Source organism: Ideonella sp. P3_A4 (genome assembly GCF_056403075.1).
In genome coordinates this window covers 1-21,499 of sequence record NZ_JBFUGE010000048.1, presented here as the reverse complement: position 1 = coordinate 21,499, position 21,499 = coordinate 1, and the positions used below count along the sequence as shown (strand labels likewise).

Here is a 21,499-nt window from a genome sequence, read left to right as displayed (position 1 = left end):
GTCGTGCGCAGGCCGCCGGCCTCAGAGCCGACATGCGGCTCGGTCAAGCAGAAGGCGCCCAACATCTCACCGCGCGCCAGGGGTTTGAGGAAACGCTGCTTCTGCTCTTCGTTGGCGAACGCCATCAGGATCGAGCAGACCGGGCAGTTGTTGACGCTGACCACCGTCGAAGTGCCGCCGTCGCCGGCCGCGACCTCTTCGAGGATCAGCGCGAGCGCCAGGTAGTCCAGCCCGGCGCCGTCGTACTCGGTCGGCACCGCGACGCCATAACAACCCAGTTCAGCCAAGCCCTTCAGTTCGGCGGCCGGGAAGTGGTGTTCCTTGTCCCAGCGTGCAGCGTGCGGCGCGATCTGGTCTTGCACGTAAGAGCGCACGGCGTCTTGCACCGCGCGGTGGTCTTCGTTGAGCAGCATGGGGTCTCCGTTCGAGTTCTTACCAGGCCAAGGGCTGGCCGTCGTGGTTCAGGAAGCTGCCGTTGTCGGCGGGGGTCAGCGCAGCCAGCGTGCGGCGCAGGTCGCGGGCACTGTCTTTCACGTCGAGGTCAGCATCGCTGCCGCCCATGTCGGTGCGGACCCAGCCCGGGTGCAACGCGACGCAGATGGCCTTGCCGGCCAGTGCAAACGACGCGTCTTTCAGCACCGAATTGACCGCCGCCTTCGACGCCCGGTAGAGCCAACCGCCACCGTTGGTGCGCAAGCCCATCGAGCCCATGCGCGACGAGACCACGCCCAGCTTCGAGCCGTCAGCCAACGCATCGACCAGTTGCGGGATCACACGCATCGGGCCCAGCACGTTGGTGCGCATCACCTGGTCGAAGTCGGCTTCGGCCGGCGTGTCCAGTCCCTCGGTGCGCGGGCCATAGACACCGGCGTTGACGACCACCGTGTCGAAGATTTCACCGTCGATCTGCCAGGCCAGGCCAGAGGCGCTGGCGGCATCGGTCACGTCCAGCTTCAACACGCGGGCGCCTTCGTCGCGCAGCAGCTTCAGCCCTTCTTCGTTGCGCGCGGTGGCGAATACGCGCAGGCCGTCGGCCAGGTACTGGCGCACCAGTTCCAGCCCGATGCCACGCGATGCGCCGATGATCAGAACCGTTTTCGTCATGAATGAACTTCAGCTTGGGTCAGGCGCGCGGCCAGCCCGAGGAACAACAAGCCGCCGGAGGCATTGAGCCAGCGCGACAGCCGCGGCGAACCGCCGAGCCGGCGCAGCGACGCAGTGATCGCCACCAGCACGAACAAGAACAGCATGCCCTGCACGATGGCCCAAGCGCCGAGCGCCAGGAAGGCCAGCGTCTTGTGCTCGGCCTCGGGCACGATGAACTGCGGCAGGAAGGCGAGGAAGAACAAGGCCACCTTCGGATTCAGCACGTTGGTCAGCATGCCCTGGCGGAACACCGCGCCCATGGCTGCCGGCGCCATCGTCGCGGCAGTCGTCGAGGCGATCTCGCCGCGGCGTGCCGCCTCGCGCAGCATGCCGATGCCCAGCCAGACCAGGTAGGCCGCGCCGGCCCACTTGACGAGCGAGAACGCCCAGGCCGACACCGCCATCAACGCCGCAAGCCCGAAGGCCGCGCCCACGGTGTGCACAACACAGCCCGCGCACACGCCCAGCGTCGCCACGACACCGGCTCGCCAGCCACCAGTGAGCGTGCGGCTGACGGTGTAGAGCATGTCCACGCCCGGCGTCGCGTTGAGCATGAACACCGTCAGCGTGAACAGCGCCAGGTCGTGGACGCCGAGCGAGGCCAGCATGTCAGAGCAATTCGACAGTCAGCGCGGTAGCCTCGCCGCCACCGATGCACAGCGCCGCGCAGCCGCGCTTCAGGTTGCGCTTGCGCAGAGCGCCCAGCAGCGTGACGACGATGCGCGCGCCGGAGGCACCGATCGGRTGGCCCAGCGCGCAGGCGCCGCCGTGCACGTTGACGATCTCGTGCGCGATCTTGAATTCAGCCATCGCGGCCATCGTGACGGCAGCGAAGGCCTCGTTGACTTCCCACAGGTCGACCTGACCCGCGGTCCAGCCGGCCTTCTTCAAAGCCTTGTCGATCGCACCGGCCGGCGCGGTTGAGAACCACTCGGGTGCCTGCGCGTGCACGGCGTGCGAAGCGATGCGGGCGATCGGCTTGGCGCCGAGCTTGGCGGCGGTCGATTCACGCATCAGCACCAGCGCGGCGGCGCCGTCGGAAATGCTCGACGCATTGGCGGCGGTGATCGTGCCGTCCTTCTTGAACGCCGGCTTCAGGCCGGGGATCTTGTCGAGCTTGGCCTTGAACGGCTGCTCGTCGAACTTGATCACCGTGTCGCCGGCCTTGCTCGGCAACGTGACCGGCGCCATTTCCCAGTCGAAGCTGCCGTCTTCGTTGGCCTGCTTGGCACGGGTCGTCGAGGCGATCGCGAACTGGTCTTGCGCTTCGCGGGTGAAGTTGTACTTGGCGACGCAGGATTCGGCGAACACGCCCATGGCCTTGCCGCGTTCGTACGCGTCTTCCAGCCCGTCCATCGCCATGTGGTCGAACATCTGCGCAGCGCCGTACTTCACGCCCTTGCGCGCGAACATCAGGTGCGGCGCGTTGGTCATGCTTTCCATGCCACCGGCGACCATCACGTCGGCCGTGCCGGCCAGCAGCATGTCGTGCGCGAACATCATCGTGCGCATCGCCGAGCCGCACATCTTGCTCATCGTGACGGCGCCGGTCGAGTCGGGCAGGCCGGCGCGACGCATGGCCTGGCGCGCGGGCGCCTGGCCCTGGCCGGCCATCAGGCAGTTGCCCATCAGCACCTCGTTGATCGCGTCGCCAGGCACACCGGCGCGTTCGACCGCAGCCTGGATAGCCACGGCGCCCAGCTCCCAGGCAGCGAGTGAGGCGAAGTCGCCGAGCAGGCCGCCGATGGGCGTGCGCGCGGCGGAAGCGATGACGATGGAATCGGCCATGGTGGGCTCCTTTTCGGGTCTACGGAACAGTCAAAAATGCGCGGCGTGCCTGGCGCCGCCGCTGCTGCCCCGGCGCTGCGCCGAGAAGCGGCGCTCGGGGTCGTACGGAAATACGTCATGCACATGGCCGGCGACGATGCGCTCTTTGTGGCTTTGCCAGAACTCGGCTTCGAGCAGGTCGGCGTGGTGCTTCATGAACACCTCGCGCACCGCCTGGTTGCCGAGCAGGAACGGGCCGAAGGTCTCGGGGAACACATCGTGTTTGCCGACCGCATACCAGACCTCACCGGACATCTCTTCTTCTTCGTTGCGCGCCTGCGGCACACGGCGGAAGTTGCAGTCGGTGATGTATTCGATCTCGTCGTAGTCGTAGAACACGACCTTGCCGTGGCGCGTGACGCCGAAGTTCTTCCACAGCATGTCGCCGGGGAAGATGTTGGCGGCCACCAGGTCCTTGATCGCGTTGCCGTATTCGATGACGGCGTGCTCGGTCTGCGCCGGCGTCGCATCCTGCAGGAAGATGTTGAGCGGGATCATGCGCCGCTCGATGTACACGTGCTGCAGGATCACTTCGGTCTGGCCATCGCCGTCGCGGTCGGAGATTTCGAGCAGGCTGGGGCAGAACTTCTGCAACTCGGCGATCAGCTCGTCTTCGAAGCGCGAGCGCGGGAAGGCCACGTTGCTGAACTCGAGCGTGTCGGCCATGCGGCCCACGCGGTCGTGCTGCTTGACCAGCAGGTACTTGCGCATGATCTGCTCGCGCGTCGTGTCCTTCTGCGGCGGATAGTAGTCCTTGATGACCTTGAACACGAACGGGAAGCTCGGCAGGTCGAACACCAGCATCACCATGCCTTTGATGCCGGGGGCGATGCGCAGCTTGTCCGAGCTGTGACGCAGGTGGTTCAGGAAGTCGCGGTAGAACAGGTTCTTGCCGTGCTTCTGCAGCCCGATCGCGTTGTACAGCTCGGCGCGCGGCTTGCGCGGCATCAGCGAGCGCAGGAACTGCACGTAAGCCGACGGCACCTCCATGTCGACCAGGAAGTAGGCCCGCGCGAAGCTGAACAGCAGCAGCAGGTCGTCTTCACCGAACAGCGCCGTGTCGATGATCAACTGGCCTGCTTCGGTGTGCAGGATCGGCAGCGCGAACGGCAGCTCGGAGAAGCCATTGACGATCTTGCCGACCGCGTAGGCGCCCTTGTTGCGGTAGAACAGGCCCGACAGCACCTGGATCTGGAAGTTCGCGCGCGGGCGGAAGTCGCCCAGTGCCTTGAATACCGCGGCCAACACCTGGTCGACATCGCGCCCCAGGTCTTCGAACTCGCGGTCGAGCTGGAAGTTGGTGACCATGCGCAGCACCGCGTCGCGCAGGCTCTCGCGCGTCGGGTAGTAGGCGCGGTAGGTCGGCGCCGCGGCGGGCTCGTCGTTCTCGATGTATTCGGTCGAGACGGCCGGCCGCACGAAGATGAAGTCGTTGTGGAAGTAGGCCCGGTGCAGGATCTTCGTCGTCACCGAGTTGAAGAAGGTCTCGGCGCACTCGGGCTGGTGGTGGTTGATCAGCAGGCCGATGTAGTGCAGCTTGACCTGCTGCCAGACGTCCATCGACAGGCTGCTGGCCATGAACTCGTGTTGCAGCCGTTCGGCGTTTTCTTCGACACGCCGGTCGTAGAACTCGATCCGCTCGCGCTGCGCCCGCTGCTGGCCATGCCAGTCGGCCTGCTCGAAACGCTGCTTGGCACTGCGGCTGGCCTCGCGGAACAAGCGGTAGTGCTTGTTGAAGCCATCGAGCATCGCGTGCGCGATGTCGAAGGCGCGGCTGTCGGTGAGCTGCTGCGGGAACATCGGCGGAGCCCCGATGGGATCAGGCCGTCACCGCGTAGCGGGTGCGGATGCCGGCCAGCGCCGCCTCGTAGGCGGTTTCGACATCGGCCGGCCCGGCGACCGTCATCGACAGGTCTTGCAGCAATCCGTTGTGCAACCCATAGACCCAGCCGTGCACGACGACCGTCTGGCCGCGGCCCCAGGCGTCTTGCACCACGGTCGTGGTGCAGACGTTGCGCGCCTGCTCCAGCACGTTCAGCTCGACCAGCGCGTCGACCTGGACGCTCGGGTCGACGTGGTTCAGCCAGGCCCGGTGCTGGTGCCGAACGTCCTGCACATGGCGCAGCCAGTTGTCGGCCAGCCCGACGCGCCAGTGGTTCATCGCCGCCTTGACGCCACCGCAGTTCGAATGGCCGACGACGATGATGTGCTGCACCTTCAGGCTGTCGACCGCGTACTGGATCACCGACAACGCGTTCAGGTCCGAGTGCACGACGACGTTGGCGACGTTGCGGTGCACGAACAGCTCACCGGGCAGCAGGTCGACCAGCTCGTTGGCCGGCACCCGGCTGTCGGCACAGCCGATCCACAGGTACTGGGGTGATTGCTGAGTCAGCAGCCGAGTGAAGAAGCCGGGCTCACGGGCCTCGGTCTCGTCGGCCCAGCGGCGGTTGTTGTCGAACAGTTCGGTCAGCTGAGTGGACATGGGCAGACAGTGGCAGCGGAAGTTGGCGCCAGTGTACGAAGGCGGCCAGCCGCCTTGCCCGGGTCCACCGGATGACGCTCAATTGACGTTTACGTAAACGTCAATCATAGCGGCCCCGGATTACCGCAGCGGCTTGGGCGGCCAATCGTCCCAGTCGGCCCCGGGCTCGGCGCGGCGGCGGCAGTTCGGTGCCGGGGTGCGGTCGGCCGGGCGGTCGTGCCAAGTGGACACGGCCTGCTCATCGTCGAACTGCACCAGCACGCCCTCGTTGGCGCCCCAGGCCGGGCCGGTTTCGGCACCCAGCACCGCCGGCCGCCAAGCCTCGCTGTCCAGGTGCGGGCAGAAGGTGCCGGGCAGCAAACCCAGGCCTTCGCGCACGCCGCCGCCGGGCACGCTGTCGGTGACGTAACGTTCGAACCAGCAGTTCGCGCCGGCGCTGATGCCGGCCAACACCGTGCCGCCCTCGTAGGCTTCACGCAGCGCTACGTCGAAGCCGAATTCGCGCCAGACGGCAACCATCGCCACGGTGTTGCCGCCGCCAACGAAGACCAGGTCGGCCTCTTTCACCGCCGCCGCGTAGTCGCGCTTCATGTCGAACGGGAAGAAGGCGAGGCAGTCGGGTTCGCAGTCGAGCTTCGAGAAAGCGCGCAGGAACCGCAGCTGGTACAGCTCGCGGTCGCCGCTGGCGGTGGCCACGAACAAGACCTTGGGCCGCTCGCGGCCGGGCCGGACGAGCGAGAGCAGGTAACGCTCTTGCCACAAACCGTAGTCCTCGACCGAGAAACCGCCACCACCGATGGCGACGATGCGCCGTGGGATCGATGTGCTGGTCATGTCAGCTGGCCGAGCGCGCCGGCGCCTTCGCGGCACGGGCCCGCGTCGAAGGCTTCGCGGCAGTGGCTTTGGCCGGCGCCTTGATGGCGGCAATCAGCGTCCGGCAACGGGCCTCGTGCTGCTCGATCTCGGCCAGCGTGACCTGGATGTCTTCGAGCTGCTGCTCCAGCTGGCGCCGATGGTCCCCCAGCACGACCAGGAAGGCTTCGAGCTGCGGCCGCTCGTCGCTGCCCGACTCGTACATGTCGACCAGTTGCTTGACCTCTTGCAGCGACAGCCCGAGCCGCTTGCCGCGCAGCGTCAGCTTCAGCCGCGTGCGGTCGCGGTGGGTGTAGACGCGGTTGCGGCCCGCGCGTGCCGGCTCCAGCAGGCCCACGTCTTCGTAGAAGCGAATCGCGCGCGGCGTGATGTCGAACTCCTGCGCCAGCTCGGTGATCGTGAAAGTGGGCGCGGTGTCCGCTGGGGTGGCGGGCGCCGGCTTCGAGCGCGCGGATGCAGCCATGGGTAGACTTGACGTTAACGTAAACGTCAGTCTACGCGACTCGGTCGCTGGGCCCCCACATCCATGAGCAACCCCAGCGAAAGCGCGTTGAACTACCCACTGGGTGACCGTCTGCCGGCCATCGGCGAGGCGATCGAGCTGGCGCCGGGCGTGCGCTGGCTGCGCATGGGCCTGCCGTTTGCGCTGGACCACATCAACCTGTGGCTGCTGCGGGACCATGACGACGACGGCCGCGAAGGCTGGGCCATCGTCGACTGCGGCATCGCCAACGACGCGACCCGCGCGGCGTGGGAGCAGGTCTTTGCCACCGCATTGGACGGCCTGCCGGTGCTGCGGGTGATCGTGACCCACATGCACCCCGATCACATCGGCCTGGCCGACTGGCTGTGCCAGCGCCACCGCTGCCGTTTGTGGGTCAGTGCGACCGACTGGAACGCCGCGCGGTTGGCCAGCCAGTCGACCACCAGCTTCGGCGGCGAGAGCGCAGCGCGCTTCTTCGCCAACCATGGCCTGACCGACCCGGCTGCGCTGGCGGCCGTGCGCGATCGGCGCGACTACTACGCATCGATGGTGCCGGCGGTGCCCACCGCATACCGGCGCCTGATGGACGGCCAGTCGCTGCGCATCGGGCCGCATGAGTGGCAAACGATCGTCGGCTATGGCCACGCACCGGAGCACATCGCGCTGTATTCGCGCAGCCTGGGTGTGCTGATTTCCGGCGACATGGTGCTGCCGCGCATCTCGACCAACGTCAGCGTGATCGATCTCGAGCCCGAGGCCGACCCGTTGCCGCTGTACCTGCAGTCGATCCAGCGCTTTTTGACGCTCCCGGCCGACACGCTGGTGCTGCCTTCGCACGGCAAGCCTTTCAAGGGCCTGCATGCACGCATTGCCCAGCTCGAAGCGCACCACGACGACCGCTTGGCCGATGCGTTGGCGGCTTGTCTGGAACGGCCGATGAGTGCCGCCGATCTGTTGCCGGTGCTGTTTCGCCGGCCGCTCGACTGGCACCAGACGACCTTCGCGATGGGCGAGTCGCTGGCGCATCTGCATGCGCTGCAAGGCCGTGGTCAGCTGCGTGCTCGGCAAGAAGCTGATGGCATCTGGCGCTTCGGTGCGACGACCGCCGCTGACACACCGGCGTAAAAAAAAGGCCGGTCGACATTGCCGACCGGCCTCTCGGGTTCACGGTATCGCCGTTCGATCCTCCCTGGACCGTCCCTTTTCGCTCACACATGATGACAGCGAATGGGTGAACTGTGCCTGTGATGCCGGGCACCGGCCATCCCCCATTGGGGGGAGCCTTCTTGGGAAAAGCACGGCGCTGGTGCGCCATATCCCGAAGATTGTGCGGTTTCGTTATGCAAAAACAGGCAGCACGGGGTCGCGCAGCTGTGCCTTGCGGTCTTCGAGATCGGGAATCACCGAGCGCACCACGTCCCAGAACGCAGCGCTGTGGTTCATTTCGCGCAAATGGGCCAGCTCATGGGCAACCACATAGTCGATCACCGGCAGCCCAAAGTGGACCAGCCGCCAGTTCAGGTGGATCGAACCATCGGCCGACGCGCTGCCCCAGCGGGTTTGCGCTGAACTCAAACGCAAGCGCGCCACGCGCACGCCGAGTTGCGGCGCGAAATGCGCGCAGCGCTCTTCAAAGATGCGGCGGGCCTGGCGCTGCAGCCAGCTCTGCACCACATCACAAATCTGTGCGGCCTGTGCCGACTGCGGCAGGCCGATGTGCAGCGTCAACTTGGGCACACCTGGCAACGCCTCGGCGGAGGTGTTCAGCACGGCGCCGGCCACCCGCGGGTCCAGCACCAGGATCACGGTCTCGCCGAGGAAGGRCAGGGTCGCGCCATCGCGCCATTCAACCCGTGCCGATTCAACCCGGCGTTGACGCTCGCGTTGCTCGGCCAGCTTGCGCAGGATCCAGCTCGACTTCTCGCGCAGCGCCGCTTCGATCTCGCCTTGGCCGACCCAGCGCGGCGCGCTGACGGCCAAGCCCTCAGGCCCGACGGTGAAGCCGATCGACTTGCGCCGCGCGCGCCGCAGCAGGTAGGCAACCTGGCATTCGCCGAGGCGAATCTCACGGTCGGCCCGCGGGTGGCGGTGCGTCATCGGGGCGGGGGGTGCAGCGACCGGCGCCGGTGCGGGGCTCGCTTGGGGCGCGGTGCTGTCGAAGGTGTTGGCGCGTGGCGCCGCAGGGGCTGCCGCGACGGCTGGCGGCTCGGCGTCAAACAGCGACAGCTGCTCGGGCGTTTCGGCGGCGGACCTGCGCGACATGAGCGAGCATTTTAGGGGCCCGTTGGCGCAGTGGGCACGCACCGTGCTCCGAATTCACGGTGCCGATGTGTAGGCTTCCGGGTCCAGCCGGCGCATCTCGGCCTCGATCCAGGTTTCGACCTCGCGCATCAGGTCGTCCGGGTCGCGGCCCACGGTCGCGATGGGCTTGCCGATCGAGACGTCGATCACGCCGGGGCGCAGCAGAAAACTCTTGCGTGGCCAGCAGCGCGACGAGGTCACCGCAATCGGCACCACTGGCGTGCCGGTGGCCACGGCCAACCGCGTCGCGCCGGACTTGTAGACACCCTGCTCACCGCGAGCCGTGCGGGTGCCTTCGGGAAACATGATGACCCAGTTGCCCTGCTCCATGTAGCGCTTGCCCTGCTCGGCCACCTTGGTCCAGGCCTGGGCGCGCTTGCTGCGGTCGATGTGGATCATGTCCAGGCTGCCGATGGCCCAGCCGAAGAACGGGATCCACAACAGCTCGCGCTTGAACACGTAGCACAGCGGGTGCGGCATCAGCATCGGGAAGGCGAAGGTCTCCCAGGTCGACTGGTGCTTGGGCGCCAGCAGCACCGCGGCGCGCGCGTCGGCCGCGGTCGGCACGTTGTCCATGCCCTGCACGCGCCATTTCACGCCGCAGATGATGCGGGCACCCCAGATCGCCGTGGCCAGCCAGCGCGCGCAGACCCAGTACAGCGGCGTGCCGCGCACGAAGATCGACATCAGCACGACGAAGCTGGCCCAGGGCACCACGGTGACAGCCAACCACAGGAAGAACAGCGCCGAGCGCAGGGTCCAGCCGAGACGTTGCATGAAGAACGGAAAGATCGGTCAGACAGCGAAGCGCGCCGCCAACTCTTGTTGCAGCAAATAGCTCGCAAACGACGCCAGGTCGTCGTGCACCGCGGTGCCGGGCACCGCTGCCGCCCACTGGGCCAGCTCGGCCTCGGAGACCAGGTTGGCGCGCCCGCTCTTGACCAGGTGCGGTGGGCAACCGGCCGCCTGCGCAGCTTCGAGGTCGCGCAGCGTGTCGCCCACCATCGGCACTTGCGACAGATCGGCGCCGTAGCGCTGGGCGATGTCATGCATCATGCCCGGCAGCGGCTTGCGGCAATCGCAGCCGTCGTCGCGGGTGTGCGGGCAGAAGAACACCGCGTCGAGCCGGCCGCCCTTGGTGGCCAGCATCTTCATCATGTGCAGGTGCACCGCATTGACGGCCGACATGTCGATCATGCCGCGGCCGATGCCGGCCTGGTTGGTGGCGATCACCACGTGCCAGCCGGCATGGTTCAGCTTGGCCACCGCCTCCAACGCGCCCGGGATCGGCTCCCACTCGGACGGCTCCTTCACATGGTCCTCGCGGAACCGGTTCAGGATGCCGTCGCGGCCGAGGATGATCAGCTTGGGCGTCTGCATGGTGGGTGCCTTTCGCGGGGCGGATCAGGTGGCCAGGCGCGACAGGTCGGCCACGCGGTTCATCGCCGCGTGCAGCCGGCCCAGCAAAGCCAGGCGGTTGGCGCGCAGCGCCGGGTCGTCGGCGTTGACCATCACGCCGTCGAAGAAGGCGTCGACCGGTGTTCGCAGCGCCGCCAACTCGCGCAGCGAGCCGGTGTAGTCGCCACTGTCGAACAGTGCCGTCGAACGCGGTTGCACTTGATTGATCGCGTCGAACAGCGCGCGCTCTGCGGCTTCAGCCAGCAGGTTGTCACGAACCTCGGTCGGCAGTTCGCCCTCGACCTTTTTCAGGATGTTGCCGACGCGCTTGTTGGCCGCCGCGAGTGAGGCCGCTTCCGGCAACGCCGCAAAGGCACGCACCGCATCCAGCCGCTTCTTCACATCGGCCAGACGCTGCGGCGCCAGGGCCAGCACCGCGTCGACCTCTTGCGCCGAGTAGCCCTGATCGCGCAGCTGGCCACCCAGTCGCTCGGCGAAGAAGGTCTGCAGCGCAGCGCTCGGGTCCTTGATCAACGGGCCGAAGGCCGGCACGGCGGCGGCGATGAGGCCGTCCAGCGCCAGCGGTGATTCGCGCTCGATCAGCATACGGATCACGCCCAGCGCATGGCGGCGCAACGCGAACGGATCCTTGTCACCAGTGGGCAACTGGCCGATGCCGAACAGGCCGACCAGCGTCTCTAGCTTGTCGGCCAGCGCGACCACCAGGCCGGCGTCGTTGCGCGGCAGTTCGTCGCCAGCGAAACGCGGCTTGTAGTGGTCTTCTACCGCGAAGGCGATCGCCTCGGGCTCGCCATCGTGGCGGGCGTAGTAGCCGCCCATGATGCCTTGCAGCTCGGGGAACTCGCCGACCATGTCGGTCAGCAGGTCGGCTTTGGCCAGCAGCGCGGCGCGGTCGGCTTGGGCTGCCAGAGCCTCGCCACCAAGTTGCGCACCGATCGTGCGGGCGATCGCGCGCACACGCTCGACACGCTCGCCCTGCGTGCCCAGCTTGCCGTGATAGACCACCTTGGCCAGGCTCGGCACGCGCGATTCGAGCGTCTTCTTGCGGTCCTGGTCGAAGAAGAACTTGGCGTCGGCCAGGCGCGGGCGCACGACACGCTCGTTGCCGCCGGTTACCGCACTCGCATCGTCAGGCCGGATGTTGCTGACGAGCAGGAACTGGTTCGTCAGCTTGCCCTGCGCATCGAGCAGCGGGAAGTACTTCTGGTTGGCCTTCATCGTCAGGATCAGGCATTCCTGCGGCACACCGAGGAACTCCGACTCGAACTGGCAGGCCAGTACGTTGGGCCGCTCGACCAGCGCGGTCACTTCATCTAGCAGTGCGTCGTCGTCGATCGGCTTCAAGCCTCGCGCGGCGGCCGCCGCGTCGAGCTGGCGCACGATCTCGGCGCGGCGCTCGGCAAAGCCGGCGATCACCGCACCCTGCTCGATCATCTGCGCGGCGTAGCTGTCGGCATCGACCAGCTCGACCTGCGGCGTCAGCGCTTCGAAGCGGTGGCCCTTGGTCGTGCGGCCGGCCGTCAAGCCCAGCACGCTGATTGGCACCACCGCAGCGCCATGCAACGCGACCAGGCCGTGCGCCGGGCGCACGAACTTCACGTCGCTCCAGCCGTCGGCCAGCTGGTAGGTCATCACCTTCGGGATCGGCAGCTTGGCCAGCGTCTCTTCGAGCGCCTTCTGCAGACCCTCGGCCAGCGTCGCACCGGGCACCATGCTGTCCAGGAACAAGGCTTCGGCCTTGCCGTCCATCGCGCGCTTCAATTGCGGCACGACCGACGCATCGGCACCGAGCGCGGCCAGCTTCTTCAGCAGTGCCGGCGTCGGCTGGCCTTCGGCGTTCAACGCCACAGCCACCGGCATCAGCTTTTGCTGGACCGCACGGTCGGCGGCCTTGGCAGCGACGTTCGCCACCTGCACACCCAGGCGGCGCGGTGACGCGTATGCTGTGACGGCGGCATCGGCCGCAGCGAGGCCCTGGGCCTGCAGGCTCGCGGCCAGTGTGCCGGCGAAGGCCTCGCCCAGCTTCTTCAGCGCCTTGGGCGGCAGCTCTTCGACGAACAGTTCAACGAGGAGGTTAGGGGCGGTCATGGCTTCGGGCCGTCCTTGGGTTCGAGCTGGGCGATCACTTCATCGGCCCAGGCCTTGGGCGCGAGCGGGAAGCCCAGGCGGGCGCGGCTGTCGAGGTAGCTCTTGGCCACCGCGCGCGCCAGATTGCGGATGCGGCCGATGTAGGCGGCGCGCTCGGTCACACTGATCGCGCCGCGCGCGTCCAGCAGGTTGAAGGTGTGGGCAGCCTTCAGCAGTTGTTCGTAGGCCGGCAGCGCCAGCTGCTGCGTCATCAGGTACTGGCTCTGCTTCTCGTGGGCCGAGAAGGCGTGCAGCAGGAACTCGACGTCCGAGTGCTCGAAGTTGTAGGTGCTCTGCTCGATCTCGTTCTGCAGGAACACGTCGCCGTACTTGATGCCGGGTGCGTACTGCAGGTCGTAGACGTTCTCGACGCCCTGCAGGTACATCGCCAGCCGCTCCAGGCCATAGGTGATCTCGCCGGTCGCCGGCTTGCAATCGATGCCGCCGACCTGCTGGAAGTAGGTGAACTGCGTCACCTCCATGCCGTTCAGCCAGACCTCCCAGCCCAGGCCCCAGCAGCCGAGCGTCGGGTTCTCCCAATCGTCCTCGACGAAGCGCACGTCGTTCTTCTTCAGGTCGAAGCCGAGTGCTTCGAGCGAGCCGAGGTAGAGCTCGAGGATGTTGGCCGGCGCGGGCTTCAGCACCACCTGGTACTGGTAGTAGTGCTGCAGGCGGTTCGGGTTCTGGCCGTAGCGGCCGTCCTTGGGCCGGCGGCTGGGCTGCACATAGGCGGCCTTCCAGGGCTCGGGGCCGAGCGCGCGCAGGAAGGTGGCGGTGTGGCTGGTGCCCGCGCCCACCTCCATGTCGTAGGGCTGCAGCAGCGCGCAGCCTTGCGCGTCCCAGTAGTCCTGCAGGCGGAGGATGAGTTGCTGGAAGGTCAGCATGGAAGCTCGGACGATGAAAACTGGGGATTCTAGGAGCCACCTGTCCTAGGGGGCGGTTTCGCAGCGGCTAGGGATCGGCGCTGGGTGGTGATGCGCAGACAGTGGCGACGCCGCTTGTCATGGGATCTGGCGGCATCAACCACAAACCAAGGAGAGCCTTCCATGAAGCTCCGTCATCAGGCCGTTTTCGCCGCCGCCCTGTTCATCCTGGCCGCTGCCGCTCAGGCCAAGGTCATCATTTCGGGCACCTATCCGTCCAACTTCTCGTTCAACACCGCCACCGCGTTCGTGCCGCTGGCGTCGACCGGTGCCACGTCACGCACCTTCAACATCACCGCGACCGCGACCTATGTGCTGACCTTCTCGGCCGAATGTTCGGTCGACGCACCGGCGGGCGACAGCGGCGCCTGGGTCGATCTGGACGTGTTGGTTGACAACGTGGCGATCGCGCCGACCGCCGGATCGTTGGACGCCTTCTGCGGCGCCAATGGCACGGCCGGCTTCGACGGCTGGGTACGCCCGTCGATCACACTGCCAGTGCGGCTGACCGCCGGCAGCCACACGCTGCAGGTTCAAGGCCGCCTGAACAACGGCGCCACCGGTGGCTGGGTCAGCGATATCTCGATGGTGATCCACCAGTAAGACGTGCCCGTCGGCTGGCCCACCAGCCGACCAGGCCTGCGAGCCACAACGGCCACAGGCCTAACGCGCCCAGCCAGCGGGCATAGGGCGTGACACCCCGCCGGCCCTCGACCTCGGTGTCGAGCGTGCCGGCGGTTTCCGCTGGCAACCGGGCCGTCACGCGGCCATGGTGGTCGATCACCGCCGTCGCCCCGGTGTTGGTGGCGCGCACCATCGGCCGCTGGAACTCCAGCGAGCGCAGGCGCGAGAACTGCAGGTCCTGGTCTTGCACCATGTGGCGGCCGAACCAGGCCAGGTTGCTGACGTTGACCAGCATGGTCGCGGCCTCGGGGCCATCGCCGGCGCTGGTCACCATGTGCTCGCCGAACAGGTCTTCGTAGCAGATCAAAGGCCGCAGGCGCTGGCCGGCAGCAACGAAGGGTGCCTCGCTGCGGCCATTGGCCTGGTCGCCAAGCGGGATCTGCATCAACTCGACGAACCAACGAAAGCCTGGCGGCACGTACTCGCCAAAGGGCAGCAGGTGGCGCTTGCCGTAGCTGTAGCTCTCGCCCGCGGCCGACACACCGACCACCGAATTGACATAACCCTCTTGTTCGTTGCCCAGGAAGGTGCCGATCAGCGCGGCACGCGGGCCGCTGCGAAACGGCGCCGTCAACTGCTGCCAATAGGTGGGGTCGAGTTGGTCGCGCGGGATCGGCAGCACCGATTCGGGCGTCACGACCAGGTCGCCTTGCGCCGCCTGCAGTTGCGCCTGCAGCGCAGCGATCTCGCCGACGATGCGGTCGGGATCGAACTTCAGGTCTTGCGGCACATTCGGCTGCAGCAGGCTGACACGCAGCATGCCGGCCGACTCGGTGAAGTCACGCGGCGCGAGCCAAGGCCAGCCAATCAGTGGTACCGCAACCGCCAAAGCGAGCCAGGGGCGGCGAACGTTCGGGGCCGGTTTGACGGCCTGCGCCGCACCAGCTGCTACCAGCGCCGCCACCGCGCCGATGCCGTACACACCCACCCACGGCGCCAGAGCGGCCAGCGGGCCGCTGCTGTGGGCGTAGCCCGAGGCGATCCACGGAAAGCCGGTCAAGAACTGGGCCCGCGCCAACTCGGCCAGCAGCCAGCAGGCGGCAAAGCCCAACGCATCCCACAGCGGCTGGCCACGGCGGCGCCAGGCGAACAGCGCCATGGCCGCAGCGAGGTAAAGCGACAACGCAGCCGCCAGCACCACCACGGCGGACGCCGCCAGCGGAGCCGGCATGCCACCGAAGTTGTGCATGCTGATATAGAGCCACCACAGGCCCGACGTCAGCCAGCCGACACCGAAAGAGAAACCCCGCCAGGCGGCGCTACGGGGCGACACGTCGCGCACACCCCAGGCGAGCAGCGCCACCGCAGCAATCTGCAACGGCCACCATTCGAGCGGCGCGAACGACGCTGTGTGCAACCCGCCGGCGAGCAGCATCGCCAGCGGCCAGAGACCCGGGCGCTTCACGCTTCGGCTTCGACCGCGTCGGCCGGCTTGGGCAAGCGCTGGACCTTGAACCAGCGCACCGCGCCGCCGCGGGTCAGCATCACCGAAAAGCGCAGGTTCGCCACCTCAACCGATTCGCCACGGCGCGGCACCCGGCCCAGCTCATGGGCAATCAGGCCACCGATGGTGTCGAAATCTTCTTCCGACAGCGCGACCGCGAAGGCCTCGTTGACCGAAGCGATCGCCGCATCGCCGGCGACGCGGTGGCTGCCGTCGGCCAGCGTGTAGACCGCGTCGGCGGCGCTGCCGGCGGCGGCGTCGTCGAACTCGTCTTCGATCTCGCCGACGATCTCTTCGAGCACGTCTTCGATCGTCAACAGCCCCGCGGTCGTGCCGAACTCGTCGATCACGATCGCCAGGTGGTTGCGGTTGGTGCGGAAGTCGCGCAGCAGCTCGTTCAGGCCCTTGCTTTCGGGCACGAAGACGGCCGGGCGCAGCAGCGTGCGCAGGTTCAGCTCCGGCGCGCGCTGCAGCTTGAGCAAGTCTTTGGCCAGCAGGATGCCGATGATGTTGTCGCGCGCGCCCTCGGTGACCGGAAAGCGCGAGTGACCAGTGCCGATGACGACCGCGAGCAGTTCGTCATAAGGGGCATCGATGTCGAGCAGGTCCATCCGCGGCGCGGCGACCATCACGTCGCCGGCCACCATGTCGGCCATGCGGATCACGCCTTCGAGCATCGCACGCGACTGCGGCTCGATCAGCTCCCGGTGCTCGGCCTCGGCCAGGGTTTCGATCAGCTCGTCGGTCGAGTCGGGGCCGGGCGAAATGAACTCGACCAGGCGCTCGAACAGCGTGCGCTTGTCGGTGCGCTCGTGCGCGGTATCGCCGCCTGAGCCGCCGCGATGGGAGTGGGCGCCCTTTTTCGGCGAGGCCGGGGCGCGATGAGACTGGGGATCGGACACAAGGGTGCCGGCAATTGCGGGGGACCTAGGATACCCGAACGATTTGACAAGCCCAGCCCCTACCTCGCGGTCGGCCACGGGCTCTACACTCGGCGCCACCTCTGGCTGCCCGAACGCCCGCGCGTGAACGAACCGACCGACGACCTGGCCCAGCTGCTCTCGCGCATCGCCCTGCGCGACCGCGCGGCCTTCGCCCGCCTGTACCGGCTGACCAGCTCCCACCTGCTGGGCGTCGCCTGGCGCATCACGCTGCGCCGCGAGCAGGCTGAAGAAGTGCTGCAAGAGGCGTTCGTCAGCGTGTGGCAGCACGCCGGCAGCTACCAACGGGCGATTGCCAGCCCGATGACCTGGCTGATCAACATCGTGCGCAACCGGGCCATCGACGGCCTGCGCGCCCACCGCGAAGAAATGGCCCGCACCCACGCGCTGGACGACGACGCAATGGACCTGCCGGCCGACCCGACCGCCGAGCCGCCGCAACTGCTGGCCGCGAGCATCGCCAAACTGGGGTTGGACCGCTGCATGGCGTCCTTGAGCGCGCCGCAGCGCCAGGCGGTGGCCCTGGCTTATTACCGCGGGCTGGCGCACGGCGAAATCGCCGAGACGCTGGCGGCGCCGCTGGGCACTGTCAAGGCGTGGGTCCGGCGCGGGCTGGACAAGCTGAAGACCTGCCTTGGCGACGACGCGGCGGTGGAGGGGGCGGCATGAACTACCTGCACCCACCGCGGCTGGAGGCGCTGGCGCGCGACTACGCCGTCGGCACGCTGCGCGGCCGCGCCCGGCGCCGCTTCGAGCGTGTGCTGCGCGACGCCCCGCAGGCCCGGCGCGTGGTCGAAGCCTGGCAACAACGGCTGGCCCGGCTGGCCGAGGTGGTGCCAGCGGCGGCCCCGCGCGACGCCGTCTGGGCGAATATCGAAACGCGCCTGTTTGGCCAAACGGCACCGTCAACCGCCCCGCAGCAAAACACCACCTCCTGGTGGGGCCGCTGGCTGCCGGTCGGCCCGCGCAGCGGCCCGGCCGGGGCTGGCTTGGTATTGGGTGTGCTGGCCGGCGCCGTGCTGGCCGTCGCCGCGCTGCGCTGGCAACCGCCGTGGGCGGCCCAGGTCGGCCTCGAAGCGGCCGGGCCGGGTTTGCCGGCCGCCTATGTCGGCATCCTGTCGGATGCCCAGGGCAAGGCCCTGGTGCTGGCCAGTTCGCGCCGGCAGGGCCAGGTGTTGACGATCAAGTGGCTGCAGCCGGCCTTCCAACTGCCCGCCGGCCAGGTGGCCCGGCTGTGGGCGCTGGGCAAAGACGGCGGGCCGGCGATCCCGGTGGGCGCGTTGCCGGCCGGCCCGGGCCCCGGCACGCTGCAGTTGCCGGCTGCTTCGGAAGCGATCTTTGCCAAGGTCGACCGGCTGGCGGTCAGCCTGGAGCCCGCAGACACCCCGCCACCCGCCGCCCCAACCCAACCCTTCCTGGCCGAAGGCCCGTGCGCCAAGCTTTGGTGAAGGCGCGAAAAATTTTTCTGCATCCACTGCGTCCAAACGCCAGCCACCCCCGTAGGTGCCAGCGAGCGCCAAAGGTGGCGCCACTTCAAACCAGAGGATTCGCCATGACCAACTTCGCCCACACCTTCCACCGCACCGTCCGCCTGGCCTGCGCCACGCTCGCCACCGCCACGCTTGCCCTGGCGGCCCACGCCGCGGACACCAGCCCCAGCACCAGCAGCGCCGCGCCCGACAAGCTGGCCGCCGCGCGCGAGCTGATCCAGCAGAACAAATGGGTCGCCGCGATCGACGCGCTGAAGCAGGTCGACGACCGCAGCAGCGCCGACTGGAACAACCTGATGGGCTACAGCCACCGCAAGGCCAAGGTGCCCGACTACGCAGCCGCCGAGCAGTACTACAACGAGGCGCTGCGCATCGACCCGAAGCACAAGGGCGCGCTGGAGTATTCGGGCGAGCTGTACCTGGTGCTGAACCAGCTGCCGCAGGCCGAAGCCCGCCTGGCCACGCTGGACAAGGTCTGCTTCATGCCCTGTGCCGAGTACACCGACCTGAAGGCCTCGATCGCCCGCTACAAGGCCAACGGCAACGTCTACGCCGCCAAGCCCTGAGCGGCCCAAAGCGCCCCCGGCGTGTGGGGTGAAGCAGGCGGTTGAAAATGGGGGCCATCGCCCCCAGTTGAAGCGGGTGGCGGGCCATGCCCCTGCCGCTTGACAGGGCATGGTTGCTGCCCCAGAGTCCATGCCCCGGCTGCCTTGGCAAGCCGGGGCATCGTTGCCCGGGGGCTGGCTGCCTTGCTTTGTCTGGCCCGCGCGACGCTGCGCTTTCACCACCACGCCCCACCATGTCCCTGATTCCCGCCACCATCCTCACCGGCTTCCTCGGCTCCGGCAAGACGACCCTGCTCAAGCGCGTGCTGACCGAGGCCCACGGCCAGAAGATCGCCGTCATCGAGAACGAGTTCGGCGAAGAGAACATCGACACCGACATCCTGGTCACCGAAAGCAAAGAGCAGGTGATCCAGATGAGCAACGGCTGCGTCTGCTGCACCATCCGCGAAGACCTGCGTTCGACGCTGGCCGACCTGGCCGCCCGTCGCCGCAAAGGCGAACTGGACTTCGAACGCGTGGTGATCGAGACCACCGGCCTGGCCGACCCCGGCCCGGTGGCGCAGACCTTCTTCATGGACGACGAGGTGGCCGAGAGCTACCAGCTCGACTCGATCCTGACCCTGGTCGACGCCAAGCACGCCAACGACCAGCTCGACGCTCGCCAGGAGGCGCGCCGCCAAGTCGGCTTCGCCGACCAGATCTTCATCAGCAAGACCGACCTGGTCGATGAAGTCGCGGTCGACGACCTGGTGCACCGCCTGAAGCACATGAACCCGCGCGCACCGCAGCGCCGGGTCAACTTTGGCGACGTGCCGCTGGCCAACGTGTTCGACCTGAAGGGCTTCAACCTCAACGCCAAGCTCGACATCGACCCCGAGTTCCTCAACGAGGACGGCGGCCACGACCATGGGCACGATCACGACCATGATCATGACCACGAGCACGGCGAACACTGCGACCACCCGCACCACCACGCCCACGACGACGACGTGAAGTCCTTCGTCTTCCGCGCCGACAAGGCGCTGAACCCGGCCAAGCTGGAAGACTTCCTCGGCGCGATCGTGCAGGTCTACGGCCCCAAGATGCTGCGCTACAAGGGCGTGCTGTACCTCAAGGGCAGCGACCGCAAGGTCATCTTCCAGGGCGTGCACCAGCTGATGGGCAGCGACCTCGGGCCGAAGTGGGCGCCGGGCGAAAAAAAGACGAGCAAGATGGTGTTCATCGGCATCGACCTGCCCAAGGACATCCTGCTACAAGGCCTGGAGGGCTGCCTGGTTTGAACCGGGTCAGCCAGGGGCACATCACGTGGCTACAATCCGCGCGCCCAAACCGTGGCGGTTGCACCACAAGAGCCCCCGCCCAAGGGGTATAACCGCCATATCCCATGCCATGTGGTGAGGAGACGGACGTGAGCAAGACACCGGCGAAAAGCGCGGCCCCAGCCAAGGAAAGCGCGACCAAGCCCGCCGCTGCCCCGAAGGCCACCCCCAAGGCAGCAACGGCAAAAGCCGCGAGCGTGAAATCCGTCGCCGATGCGCCAGCCAAAGCCCCCGCGGCCAAAGCAGCAACGGCCAAGATACCCGCTCCGGCCGCGCCCTCCAGGGCTCACGCCCCCACCCCTTCTACCGCCAGCTTCACCGACCGTTTCGCCCCGGCGAAACAGGCGACAAAGACCTATCCAGAACCGATGAATGCCGTGAAGAGTGCCACCAAGGCGGACCCCAAGCTTGCCAATGCCTGGAAGACCAAGTCCGGCCGCGAGCTGACCGAACCCGAACTGCTGGCGATGCCGGAGTCCGAGTACATGAACGAGAAGCAGCTGGAGTTCTTCCGCAGCCGGCTGCAGGAGCAGAAGGACGCGCTGCTGTCCAACGCCGGTGAAACCACCGAGCACCTGCGCGAAGACACGTCGATCGTGCCCGACCCGGCCGACCGCGCGACGATCGAGGAAGAGCATGCGCTGGAGCTGCGCACGCGCGACCGCGAGCGCAAGCTGCTGAAGAAGATCTCGCAGTCGCTGGGCCGCATCGAGGCCGGCGACTACGGCTACTGCGACGAGACCGGCGAGCCGATCGGCCTGGGCCGCTTGCTGGCCCGCCCGACCGCCACCCTGTCGCTCGAAGCGCAGCAGCGGCGCGAGATGAAGCAGAAGATGTTCGGGGACTGAACCCTGTCCGGCCCGACCTCAACCCTCAGCGCAACCCTGCGCCGGCGCCATGTCGAACGACAACGACGGTGAAGGCGGTGGCCTGCTGCGCCGCGTGGTGCGCAAGGTTGCCGGCCCGGCCAAGGATCTGATCCAGAAGGTCGAGGACAGCCGCCTGAGCCAGTTCGCCGATTCCGATCGGGCCGAGCTGAAGGCGATGATCGAGCGCAAGCGCCGCAACGACTTCGTCCGCAAGCGCGAGCTGGACATGCTGCGCCGCATCCGCCGCGAGGGTTTGACGCCCGAGCAGGCGGCGGCGCTGGCGAATTCGAACCTCGACGAGGTCGACGTGCGGGCCAGCCGCCCGTCCAGCCTGGCCGACGGCGCGGTCAAGGCCAAGATCGACGCGATCGAGAAGCAGATGGTCGGCGTCGCGCCACTGTCGGGCTCGCGGCCGATGGCTTTCACGCCGATCCCGCCCGCCACGCCAGCGGCCGCCCCCGCGTCCAATCCGGCTTCAAGCGGCGCCCCGGCCCACCTGAAGGTGCCGCCGCCGGTGCTGACGCACCCGATCGACCCCGAAGCCACGATCCCGCTCGAGTTGCGGCCTGACGGCAGCGGCCCGATCACGCTGCCCCCGATG

Annotated in this window: 22 protein-coding genes and 1 pseudogene; 8 read left to right on the top strand and 15 right to left on the bottom strand. The window is 67.6% G+C overall.

Going from position 1 to position 21,499, the window contains the following annotated elements; all coding sequences use genetic code 11:
• The 8 genes from AC1DYI_RS07830 to AC1DYI_RS07795 all read right to left on the bottom strand — a co-directional run.
• A partial coding sequence (locus tag AC1DYI_RS07830) for an acyl-CoA dehydrogenase family protein (RefSeq protein WP_477203527.1) occupies positions 1-413 on the bottom strand: 413 nt, incomplete at its 3' end.
• 19 nt (positions 414-432) lie between these two features.
• Positions 433-1,104, bottom strand: coding sequence for an SDR family oxidoreductase (locus AC1DYI_RS07825; protein ID WP_477203526.1), 672 nt, complete (start codon positions 1,102-1,104; stop codon positions 433-435).
• Positions 1,101-1,754, bottom strand: a complete 654-nt coding sequence (locus AC1DYI_RS07820; protein ID WP_477203525.1) for a LysE family translocator — start codon at positions 1,752-1,754, stop codon at positions 1,101-1,103. The genes AC1DYI_RS07825 and AC1DYI_RS07820 overlap by 4 nt, the downstream gene beginning before the upstream one ends.
• A gap of 1 nt (position 1,755) precedes the next feature.
• Positions 1,756-2,934, bottom strand: a complete 1,179-nt coding sequence (locus AC1DYI_RS07815; RefSeq protein WP_477203524.1) for an acetyl-CoA C-acyltransferase — start codon at positions 2,932-2,934, stop codon at positions 1,756-1,758.
• Between the two features lie 30 nt (positions 2,935-2,964).
• Positions 2,965-4,773 carry a bifunctional isocitrate dehydrogenase kinase/phosphatase gene (gene aceK / locus AC1DYI_RS07810; protein WP_477203523.1) on the bottom strand — a complete coding sequence of 603 codons (1,809 nt, stop codon included), beginning with the start codon at positions 4,771-4,773 and terminating at the stop codon, positions 2,965-2,967.
• Positions 4,774-4,792: 19 nt separating this feature from the next.
• A complete protein-coding gene (gene can, locus AC1DYI_RS07805; protein WP_477203522.1) occupies positions 4,793-5,458 on the bottom strand; it encodes a carbonate dehydratase in 666 nt (221 codons plus the stop codon).
• A 120-nt stretch (positions 5,459-5,578) separates the two neighbouring features.
• On the bottom strand, positions 5,579-6,292 hold the full coding sequence (locus AC1DYI_RS07800) for a Type 1 glutamine amidotransferase-like domain-containing protein (RefSeq protein WP_477203521.1): 714 nt from the start codon (positions 6,290-6,292) through the stop codon (positions 5,579-5,581).
• A gap of 1 nt (position 6,293) precedes the next feature.
• Positions 6,294-6,794 carry a MerR family transcriptional regulator gene (locus AC1DYI_RS07795; RefSeq protein ID WP_477203520.1) on the bottom strand — a complete coding sequence of 167 codons (501 nt, stop codon included), beginning with the start codon at positions 6,792-6,794 and terminating at the stop codon, positions 6,294-6,296.
• A gap of 63 nt (positions 6,795-6,857) precedes the next feature.
• On the opposite strand from AC1DYI_RS07795, the gene AC1DYI_RS07790 reads away from it, so the two are divergent.
• Positions 6,858-7,940 (top strand): MBL fold metallo-hydrolase, encoded by a 1,083-nt coding sequence (locus tag AC1DYI_RS07790; protein ID WP_477203519.1) that lies wholly within the window; start codon positions 6,858-6,860, stop codon positions 7,938-7,940.
• Between the two features lie 213 nt (positions 7,941-8,153).
• On the opposite strand, the gene AC1DYI_RS07785 is transcribed toward AC1DYI_RS07790, so the two are convergent.
• The 5 genes from AC1DYI_RS07785 to glyQ are packed head-to-tail and all read right to left on the bottom strand — an operon-like array spanning position 8,154 to position 13,546.
• A complete protein-coding gene (locus AC1DYI_RS07785; RefSeq protein ID WP_477203518.1) occupies positions 8,154-9,077 on the bottom strand; it encodes a M48 family metallopeptidase in 924 nt (307 codons plus the stop codon).
• 54 nt (positions 9,078-9,131) lie between these two features.
• Positions 9,132-9,893: a lysophospholipid acyltransferase family protein gene (locus AC1DYI_RS07780; RefSeq protein ID WP_477203517.1), complete on the bottom strand. Its 762-nt coding sequence runs from the start codon at positions 9,891-9,893 to the stop codon at positions 9,132-9,134.
• 18 nt (positions 9,894-9,911) lie between these two features.
• Positions 9,912-10,496, bottom strand: a complete 585-nt coding sequence (gene gmhB, locus AC1DYI_RS07775) for a D-glycero-beta-D-manno-heptose 1,7-bisphosphate 7-phosphatase (protein WP_477203516.1) — start codon at positions 10,494-10,496, stop codon at positions 9,912-9,914.
• Between the two features lie 24 nt (positions 10,497-10,520).
• Positions 10,521-12,623 (bottom strand): glycine--tRNA ligase subunit beta, encoded by a 2,103-nt coding sequence (glyS, locus tag AC1DYI_RS07770; RefSeq protein ID WP_477203515.1) that lies wholly within the window; start codon positions 12,621-12,623, stop codon positions 10,521-10,523.
• A complete protein-coding gene (gene glyQ / locus AC1DYI_RS07765; RefSeq protein WP_477203514.1) occupies positions 12,620-13,546 on the bottom strand; it encodes a glycine--tRNA ligase subunit alpha in 927 nt (308 codons plus the stop codon). Before glyQ ends, glyS begins: the two co-directional genes overlap by 4 nt.
• Before the next feature lie 162 nt (positions 13,547-13,708).
• On the opposite strand from glyQ, the gene AC1DYI_RS07760 reads away from it, so the two are divergent.
• Positions 13,709-14,188, top strand: coding sequence for a hypothetical protein (locus AC1DYI_RS07760; protein ID WP_477203513.1), 480 nt, complete (start codon positions 13,709-13,711; stop codon positions 14,186-14,188).
• On the opposite strand, the gene lnt is transcribed toward AC1DYI_RS07760, so the two are convergent.
• Both lnt and AC1DYI_RS07750 read right to left on the bottom strand, forming a co-directional pair.
• Positions 14,157-15,674, bottom strand: a complete 1,518-nt coding sequence (lnt, locus tag AC1DYI_RS07755; protein ID WP_477203512.1) for an apolipoprotein N-acyltransferase — start codon at positions 15,672-15,674, stop codon at positions 14,157-14,159. The genes AC1DYI_RS07760 and lnt overlap by 32 nt on opposite strands.
• Positions 15,671-16,615, bottom strand: a complete 945-nt coding sequence (locus tag AC1DYI_RS07750) for an HlyC/CorC family transporter (RefSeq protein WP_477203511.1) — start codon at positions 16,613-16,615, stop codon at positions 15,671-15,673. Before AC1DYI_RS07750 ends, lnt begins: the two co-directional genes overlap by 4 nt.
• Before the next feature lie 123 nt (positions 16,616-16,738).
• Between AC1DYI_RS07750 and AC1DYI_RS07745 the strand changes: the two genes are divergently transcribed.
• From AC1DYI_RS07745 to AC1DYI_RS07720, 6 genes and pseudogenes are all read left to right on the top strand, one after another.
• Positions 16,739-17,323, top strand: coding sequence for a sigma-70 family RNA polymerase sigma factor (locus tag AC1DYI_RS07745; protein WP_477203510.1), 585 nt, complete (start codon positions 16,739-16,741; stop codon positions 17,321-17,323).
• Positions 17,320-18,102, top strand: a complete 783-nt coding sequence (locus AC1DYI_RS07740) for an anti-sigma factor (protein WP_477203509.1) — start codon at positions 17,320-17,322, stop codon at positions 18,100-18,102. Before AC1DYI_RS07745 ends, AC1DYI_RS07740 begins: the two co-directional genes overlap by 4 nt.
• A 104-nt stretch (positions 18,103-18,206) precedes the next feature.
• Positions 18,207-18,710: a tetratricopeptide repeat protein gene (locus tag AC1DYI_RS07735; RefSeq protein WP_477203508.1), complete on the top strand. Its 504-nt coding sequence runs from the start codon at positions 18,207-18,209 to the stop codon at positions 18,708-18,710.
• Between the two features lie 233 nt (positions 18,711-18,943).
• Positions 18,944-19,990: a CobW family GTP-binding protein gene (locus AC1DYI_RS07730; RefSeq protein ID WP_477203507.1), complete on the top strand. Its 1,047-nt coding sequence runs from the start codon at positions 18,944-18,946 to the stop codon at positions 19,988-19,990.
• Between the two features lie 407 nt (positions 19,991-20,397).
• The gene (dksA, locus tag AC1DYI_RS07725; protein ID WP_477203506.1) at positions 20,398-20,877 is read left to right on the top strand and encodes an RNA polymerase-binding protein DksA; all 480 of its coding nucleotides are present in this window, start codon (positions 20,398-20,400) and stop codon (positions 20,875-20,877) included.
• Between the two features lie 49 nt (positions 20,878-20,926).
• Positions 20,927-21,499, top strand: a pseudogene (locus tag AC1DYI_RS07720) (hypothetical protein); the annotation flags it as partial.